Source organism: Microbacterium sp. C448 (assembly GCF_000582705.2).
GTDB classification, from domain to species: Bacteria; Actinomycetota; Actinomycetes; order Actinomycetales; family Microbacteriaceae; genus Microbacterium; species Microbacterium lacus_A.
Window position 1 is genome coordinate 1 of the sequence record NZ_HG779623.1, and the last position, 7,417, is coordinate 7,417.

Genomic DNA, 7,417 nt, shown 5'->3' on the forward strand with positions numbered 1-7,417 from the left:
CCTCATTTGGCGAATGCAACTGAATGCATCCATCCCCCGTTCAGAATCATGAGGGAACTCTCATATGTGTGTCAAGCGAAGAGCGTCGATCTGTGGATAAGCATTGGCTCAAGAACGGCTCAACACCCTCAAGATCCGCTCAAGTACGCACACGAAAAGCCATACCCAACACCGCTAAATACCTGATAAATGCCACTAATCAGTGCGCCAAGCAATTCATCATATTCACGAGAATATGGCTTCGGCGCCACCCGAAATGAACATGAGAATCCGCAGACTCACTCACGCGAACACCGCCAAATGAGACTCATCTCATTCTTAAAATGAGAACGCGCTCATCTCATGCAGGAATCCGCCCCCGGGAATCGACGTATCGAAACCCGGGGGCGGCCATTCGGTCACTTGCAGACAAGGGGGGGTGGGGGGATGTCCGGGCGACCGAATTCTTTTCTCTCAGCCCATCGCGCGAACGACGAGCGGAACAACCACCGTGATGCCGGCGGCGAGCGCAACGGCGACGATCATGATGATCCCCGCGCGCCGCGTGAACTTATGGGGGAAGGTCCTCATGCAGCCTCCGCGCCGAGGACGAGGCCGAGCGTGCTCACGAAGTCGCGACCCGCGTCACCCTCCGGCAGATGCACGAGCTCGGAGGTGATCACGTCTCCAGCCGAGACGAGCACGACATCGACGTCGAGCGCGGTGTCGAGCGCGTCGATGACGCCCTCAGACGCCGCACCGGCGCCGCTGAGCAGCACACGGTCGACGGCGGGCGCATCGGCACGACCCGCGTGAAAAGACAGGGTGCTGCGCACACGAGCGGCAAGGTCCGCGGCGGCGAGGGGAATCGGAGGGTGCGGGTGCCCATCCGATCCGGCACCCAGGCGCACGCGTGCGCCCGCGGGAACCGTCTCGAGCATCTCGGCGAGAGCGGCGTCCACATCGGCGCCCTCTTCGCGGCTCATGCTGGCCGCGGTCGGCAGGTCGATGGGCAGGATGCGGACGAACAGCGGTACTCCGTCGCGGACGATCACGACGTAGCTCGTGTGGTCACCGACGTGGACCATGGCGACGGTCTCACCCGGCGCCGCGAAGGATCCCGCGGCTCGAGCCAATCCGAACGGCGCGAAATCGACAGCATCCGCACGCAGCTTCGCCTTTTCGAGCGTCTTCAGAAGAACCTCGACCGTCTCGGAGACGGCGGCGACGAGCAACCCGCTGACCTGTCCGTCCACCTCGGCGATGGGCAGGAAGTCGAGCACGGCCTGCTCGGCCGGAACGGGCAACAGATCCTGCACCTGGAACGGCAAGGACTGCTTCAGCAGATCCGGGCGCAGGGCCTGCGTCGTGAACTCGCGCACGAGCACGCGCCGGCTGCCGATACCCAGCACCACGCGGCGGCTCTGGAAGCCCGCGCGCGTCCACAGCTGGCGCAAGGCCAGGGCCACCGCATCCGGATCGAGCACTTCGGAATCCTTCGCGGCGCCCGCGGGCAGCGCGACCTCGCCGCTCGCGACGAGCACCGGACGGCGCCCCGCGGTCACCTCGACCGCGCGAACGCTCTCTTCCGTGATTTCCAACCCGATGACTGTCTTCGCCATGATTACTCCCCCAGATCACTTTCTCTTCGTCCGACGACCCCCATCGCCGGTGCGCCGTGTGGCGCCGTTCTCATCCGCTAACGGATGTCTCGCTGTGAAACCAGATCGCCGAGCACCGGCAGACCACCCGTGATTCCGGGCAGCGAGATCGGTGAACTCGAGAACGTGACCAGGCCGCCGTACGAGAACGCGCCCGAATAGAGGCTGCCGTTCCACTTGTCGCGACCGCCGATGCCGTGCACGTCGACCGTGCAGGGTGTGTAGGCGAGCGCCGTGATGCCCGACGCCATCGAGGTGCCGTTGATGTTGATGCTGCCCGCGCCGTTCGTGCACGAGGGCTTGGCGTCCTTCGTCGTGTCTTCGACGATGACCCGCACCTTCGGCTTCGTACCCGACGAGGCGGTCATCGTGAGCATCGTCAGGTCGTAGCTCTTCGCCAGCATCACCAGGTCGGTCTTCAGCGTGACCACGGGATCGGTGCCGCTGTTCGCGCTGAGGTTCGAGCAGGCGCGCGCATCCAACACGGTGGGTGTCGTGAGCGACGACAGGCTCGTCCATCCCGTTGCCGGGTGCGCGTTGAAGTAATTGCACGTGCCCGGACCGGTGCCGGAAGCGGTCAGCGTGATGATCGAGTAGCCCGGCCAGTCTGAGGACTTATATGCATAGTCGAACCAGGCATCGAACGACGGGGCCGCCGGAGCTGTCACCGCGGCGGGACGCGAAATCGTGCCACTGACGACCCCCTGATCTTGCTCGAACTTCTTTCCCGCGGGGAACGTCAGTGCCTTCGAAAGCCGCTGGCTTCCGAGCTTGACGTCGCCCGTGGCCTGCACATTGCCGCCGATGATCTTCTGTTCCCAGCCGAATTCGAGCGATCCGCCGACCGTCAGCGCCCCGCCGACCGAACCGCGCACAAGACTCTTGTCGGTTCCGGCGGCGCTCAGATTGCCGCGGACCGTGTCGCTACCGTTCGTCATCTCGACCGAACCGCCGGCCGTCACCGATCCCGCGACGTCACACGAGCCCTTCGTGATGAACGAACCCTGCACACGAATGGATGCCGCGATCGGTACCTGGCAGGTGAAGTCGCCCTTCGGGATGTTAATGGTGAGCGCGTTGCCCGGGCTGACCGTCTTCACCTCGTACGTGAAGGTGGCGCTGTTGAAGAACGTGAGATCGGCGCCCATGCCCACATCCTTCGCGGGCGTGTAGGCGTAGACGGCCTGCGTCTTCGTCGTGCCGCCGTCCGTACCGCGGCCGGTCGATGTGAAGGTGACCTGGTTGGACGCGCACGAACTCGTCACCGTGTAGCTGGGCTGCGAGCCGGAAAGCGACAGCGAGCAGAATTCGCTCGTACGACGCGCTTGCGCGAGTGCCGCGGTGATGCCGGCATCCGCTGCGGCCTTCGCCTGTACGCTGCCGCGCGTCTGCACGACCGAGCCGGTCGTGTTCGTGACGATCGCGGCGGCGGTCAAGCCCATCAGGCTCAGCAGAATCATGACGATCAACACCGAGACGATTGCGGACCCGGTGTCGTCGGAGGCGCGACGCTTCTCGCCGCGCACGGGTGAACGGTTCACCAGCATTTTTTCGCCGTTCCGCTCTGCTTCGCCTGCGCGAGCACCTCGCCTGCCGCGGGCACGGTCGTCGCGCCCGCCTTCACTGTGAGTGACACGCCGAGCGTGCGTCCGGACATCGAGAACGAAGAGCCGGCCTTCGTCGCGGACACCCCGCTCGCGAGGGTCGACCAACCGGTACCGGATGCGTCGGGCAACCCGATCGCCGAGCTCGACGTGCGGTACAGCAAACGGTCACCCTGCAGCGCCCACGCCTCGCAGGACCATCCGCTCGTGCCGGTCGCGACAACGGCACGGACGACATTGCCATCCACCCGCATGTCGCTGGCGTTGCGGATGCTCGACTGCAGCGAACTCATCACCACCTGCGCACGTCCCGTCGCGGTATCGCGGTCACGCGTCTGGGCCTCGGCGCTCAGGCTCGAGGCGAAGAGTGTCGCGAGGACACTGAGCAGGAGCGCGGTGATCGCTCCGTAGATGATGAGTTCAACGAGAGACATTCCCGCCTCATCGCCCCGGACACCGGAGCTCTGCTCCGTCGTGCCGAAAAGTTTCGTTCCCCGGGGCGTCATGCTTTGCCCACCAGGATTCGTGTGGAGACCGTTCCGAGCGGTGTGCCCGGCGCAGCGGTACGGGCGACGGAGACCTGAACGGTCACCGTTCCCGGGTACTGCGCCGGACACCCACCCGGAAAGGTGATCGTCGAGGTGAGGCCGGTCTCGGCGTCAGCTTCCCCGGTGACAGCTCTCACCGATCCGCACGACGTCGCCGTCGTGGAATCGGGGAACTGCGCCCGCAGCGCCGCGACAGTGGAGCTGGCGTAGGCATTCGCCTTCGCCATCTCCCGGTTACTCACGCTCGACTGCGTGGCGGTGATCATCAGCGGAAGAACCGCCAAGGAGATCACCATCAGCAGCAACATCGCGATGACGACCTCGACGAGGCTAAAGCCCGCTTCAGTCTTGGCCGGTCCCCACCAGCCATCTCGCATCATCCCCATGTGCGCTCACCCTCCCCAGTGCGAGCTTGCATTTCCCCAGCCGTCCGGCTTTCGCCAGACGTCTTGTCCAACCCGCGCAGCGCGCGGATCGGTCTTATCCGACTGCGGTACGCGAGCCGACGTGCGTGTCGAAACGGCTCCCCGCCGTCACGACGACCGCACCCCGTTGGCCCCAGCCGACGGCGCGATCAATGGATGCACGCATGCCCGTATCCCCCAGTGGAATTTCCTACGACTCGACTTCAACGACGGAAGGAGCTCCAGAAAAATCCCCAGATACCCCCGGCCCCCAAAGCCAGGTGTGTGGGACCGTCAAGCGATCCCTTCCCCGTTCAAGATCATGAGACAGTTCTCATGTTCAAGTCAAGCCAGGATTGTGCGACTGTGGAGAAACAATGTGTGGGGGGCAAAAAGAAATCCCTGTTCATGCCCGATAAACTCTTTGCCGTTTGGCCGAGAAAGTCTTCAGGAATAGCGCGATCCTGAGCCGAACCTGAGGTTCGCGAGAGCTCAACGACCGAAGCCCGGAGCCCACTCGTCACCCTCGTCGAGAACCTCGGCCCGATTCTCGCCCCGGGTGTCCTGCCGCTCGAGGGTCGGACGCTCGCGTCGCCAGGCCGCACCAACGGGCCAACTCGCGGCGAACGTCGGAATCACGCGCCCGACACGTCGCCACAGGGCACCGTGCGTCGCGAACGGGCGCGCGGAGACAGGCATCCGCAGCGTCGGGTCGTATCGAACGCCGTCCGCACGGCGCAGGTGGATCGACAGGTCCAGATCATCGTGAATGGCGGCGTTTGCACGGTCGACCTCGTCGCGCACCCGCACCCACAGCGCCCTGCGCATCGCGAAGTTCGAGCCGAAGACCGGCGGATGCCCGAGCCATGGCGTAACCCAGAAGTACATGCCGCCGATGTACCACTTCGCCCCGAGATACCGCACGACCGGACCCGCCCCGTAAAACTCCGCCGAACCCGTCAGGGCACCGAGCGCAGGATCGGCCACGAACGCCCGGACGATCCGTGAGATCCAGTCCCGGTGCGGCCGCGAATCCGCGTCCACCCGGGCGATGATGTCGCAATCCAGCACGGCTTCGTCATAGCCGCGCGCCGCCGCCGGCCAGATGCCCACGACATCTTCCACGAACACCTCGGCACCGTGCGCGCGGGCGACAGCCGCGGAAGCATCCGTCGATCCGTTGTCGATCACGATCACACGATCGGCGGGACGATCCTGCGCGGCGAGGGCCACCAGGCACGCCTCGAGAAACTCCGCGTCGTCGCGACACGGGATCACGACGGCGACACGGGGAGCGAGCGACACGATGTCAACCTACTCCGCGGGGTGGAATCGGGCCGTCAGGGCGCACATATTGTCGGGTCTCACGGTCGAACGCAATCCCCTCAGCTTTCAATCCAATGAGCGTTAGCCTCCGAAACACCCAACGACACGGAATCACCGTGCAGAACGGAGGCGCTCATGCGCACATCACCCAACCGCCTGGTCGCCATCATCTTCGGCGCCGTCTATGTCCTGGTCGGCCTGCTCGGCTTCGCCGTGACCGGCGGCGTCGGATTCATCGCGACCGACGGCGGACTGCTCCTCGGCATCTTCGAGGTAAACCCGCTCCACAACATCGCGCACCTCCTGATCGGTGCCGCCCTGCTGATCGCCGGGCTGTCCTCGGTCCGCGCGGCCAAGGGCGTCAACACCACGATCGGTGCGGTCTACCTGCTGCTCGGAATCGTCGGCTTCTTCCTGGTCGGCACGGCCGCGAACATCCTCGCGCTGAACACCGCCGATCACTTCCTCCACCTCGCGAGCGCGATCGTGCTCCTCGGTGTCGGGCTCGGTGCAGAGCGCGGCGTGTCGAACCGTTCGGCGCTCGCCTGATCATGTCGATTCGCATGTGGCCCGCCCTCTTTGCCTGGGGGGCGGGCCTCATCCACATCGCCGTGGCGGCGGGCTCACCGCTCGGTGTGCTTCTGCCGCTCACGGCGCTGGGAGTCGCCGAGCTGGTGTGGGGAATCGTCGCGTTGCGCCTCGGACGGATGCCTCTGGTGCGCACGACGCTCGCCGTGGGGGTCATTGCGACCCTCGGTGGACTTGTCCTCGCCCTGTTCGACCTGATGGCGTGGATGCCGCTCGTGAGCTCGAGCATCATGCTCGTGGCGATCGCTGGCGCGGCCGCCGTGACGTTGCGCCGGGCTGCTCGGGGGCTGGGTGAGGGGAGCACGGATGCCGAGGCATCCGCTCGCTCTGCCGTCCCCGCGGGACGCGCACTGATCGGCGTCGTGGCGGGAGCACTACTGGTGTCGGGATTGACGACTCCGGCGCTCGCGCAGACCAACGCCGGCGACTACGCCGTGCCACACGGCGAGATGACGGGCCACCACGGGCACTGAGCCTGTCCTCTCGTCGATCTTCGCGAACGGTCGCGACTCACCGCGTGCCTCTTGCGGACACGGTGAGTCGCGACCGTTCGCGGCGAGACACGGGGCCTACCCGAGCGCGATGATGGGGTGTTGGCGCAGGACGCCGGCCACCAAAGGAGCGCACCATGGTCATTGCCGGACCGGTCATTGCCGGATTGGTCTTCGCGGGCCTCGCAGCCCTCATCCACGTCTACATCTTCGTGCTCGAGTCGATCATCTGGACGACACCCCGGGCACGGGCGACGTTCGGCACGACCCCCGAGCAGGCACGGCAGACGCGTGAGTTGGCGTTCAACCAGGGCTTCTACAATCTGTTCCTCGCGATCGCGACCGGGGTCGGAATCGTCCTTGTCGCTGCGGGAAACCTGCCCGTCGGGGCAACCCTCGTGCTCGTCGGCACGGGATCGATGCTCGCCGCAAGCCTGGTGTTGGTGCTGTCGTCGCCCGCGAAGGCACGCGCCGCCGCCGTGCAGGGCGCGGCGCCCCTGATCGCGGTCGTGCTGATGATCGCGGGACTGTTTCTCTGAGTTTCGTACACTTATCCAACAGCCGGCCTGGCCAGTGTCGAACCTTTGTTCTAGCATGACGGGATGGCCACGCCACTCCCCCACACTGCGGCTTCACCCGCGGACGAACTGAGACGCCTGCGGGCGCAGCTCGACCGCGCACAAGCCCCGCGGGTCGAGGCTCCGCCGTTGCCGGTGCATCCGTTGCTGGCGTCCCTGCTGCCCGAGGGCGGGCTCCGTCCGGGGTCCTCGTATGCGGTTTCGGCCTCCCCCAGCCTGCTGCTGGCCCTCATCGCCT

General features: G+C 65.7%; 8 protein-coding genes and 1 pseudogene. 4 read left to right on the top strand and 5 right to left on the bottom strand.

The genetic code is table 11. From position 1 onward, the window contains the following. Positions 1 to 566: 566 nt before the first annotated feature. The 5 genes from pilM to MIC448_RS04255 form a co-directional block, all read right to left on the bottom strand. Positions 567 to 1,601, bottom strand: a complete 1,035-nt coding sequence (gene pilM / locus MIC448_RS04235) for a type IV pilus biogenesis protein PilM (RefSeq protein WP_051513117.1) — start codon at positions 1,599 to 1,601, stop codon at positions 567 to 569. Positions 1,602 to 1,678: 77 nt separating this feature from the next. Then, positions 1,679 to 3,181 carry a hypothetical protein gene (locus tag MIC448_RS04240; RefSeq protein ID WP_144237979.1) on the bottom strand — a complete coding sequence of 501 codons (1,503 nt, stop codon included), beginning with the start codon at positions 3,179 to 3,181 and terminating at the stop codon, positions 1,679 to 1,681. Continuing rightward, entirely contained in the window at positions 3,178 to 3,678 is a 501-nt protein-coding gene (locus tag MIC448_RS04245; RefSeq protein ID WP_144237980.1) for a hypothetical protein, read from the bottom strand. Before MIC448_RS04245 ends, MIC448_RS04240 begins: the two co-directional genes overlap by 4 nt. Positions 3,679 to 3,746: 68 nt before the next feature. Next, on the bottom strand, positions 3,747 to 4,178 hold the full coding sequence (locus tag MIC448_RS04250; RefSeq protein ID WP_036296504.1) for a prepilin-type N-terminal cleavage/methylation domain-containing protein: 432 nt from the start codon (positions 4,176 to 4,178) through the stop codon (positions 3,747 to 3,749). A 510-nt stretch (positions 4,179 to 4,688) separates the two neighbouring features. Continuing rightward, entirely contained in the window at positions 4,689 to 5,501 is an 813-nt protein-coding gene (locus MIC448_RS04255) for a glycosyltransferase family 2 protein (protein ID WP_036296505.1), read from the bottom strand. 156 nt (positions 5,502 to 5,657) lie between these two features. Between MIC448_RS04255 and MIC448_RS04260 the strand changes: the two genes are divergently transcribed. The 4 genes and pseudogenes from MIC448_RS04260 to MIC448_RS04275 all read left to right on the top strand — a co-directional run. Further along, entirely contained in the window at positions 5,658 to 6,071 is a 414-nt protein-coding gene (locus MIC448_RS04260) for a DUF4383 domain-containing protein (protein WP_036296508.1), read from the top strand. Between the two features lie 2 nt (positions 6,072 to 6,073). Next, positions 6,074 to 6,583, top strand: coding sequence for a hypothetical protein (locus tag MIC448_RS04265; RefSeq protein ID WP_051513119.1), 510 nt, complete (start codon positions 6,074 to 6,076; stop codon positions 6,581 to 6,583). Between the two features lie 155 nt (positions 6,584 to 6,738). Beyond that, positions 6,739 to 7,140: a DUF1304 domain-containing protein gene (locus tag MIC448_RS04270; RefSeq protein WP_036296509.1), complete on the top strand. Its 402-nt coding sequence runs from the start codon at positions 6,739 to 6,741 to the stop codon at positions 7,138 to 7,140. A 63-nt stretch (positions 7,141 to 7,203) separates the two neighbouring features. Then, positions 7,204 to 7,417: pseudogene (locus MIC448_RS04275) on the top strand (hypothetical protein); the annotation flags it as partial.

What these genes read in the sequence shown, in the direction of transcription:
- pilM (WP_051513117.1), bottom strand. Translation starts at nt 1,601, where the DNA reads ATGGCGAAGACAGTCATCGGGTTGGAAATCACGGAAGAGAGCGTTCGC.
- MIC448_RS04245 (WP_144237980.1), bottom strand. Translation starts at nt 3,678, where the DNA reads ATGTCTCTCGTTGAACTCATCATCTACGGAGCGATCACCGCGCTCCTG.
- MIC448_RS04250 (WP_036296504.1), bottom strand. Translation starts at nt 4,178, where the DNA reads ATGGGGATGATGCGAGATGGCTGGTGGGGACCGGCCAAGACTGAAGCG.
- MIC448_RS04260 (WP_036296508.1), top strand. Translation starts at nt 5,658, where the DNA reads ATGCGCACATCACCCAACCGCCTGGTCGCCATCATCTTCGGCGCCGTC.
- MIC448_RS04265 (WP_051513119.1), top strand. Translation starts at nt 6,074, where the DNA reads ATGTCGATTCGCATGTGGCCCGCCCTCTTTGCCTGGGGGGCGGGCCTC.
- MIC448_RS04270 (WP_036296509.1), top strand. Translation starts at nt 6,739, where the DNA reads ATGGTCATTGCCGGACCGGTCATTGCCGGATTGGTCTTCGCGGGCCTC.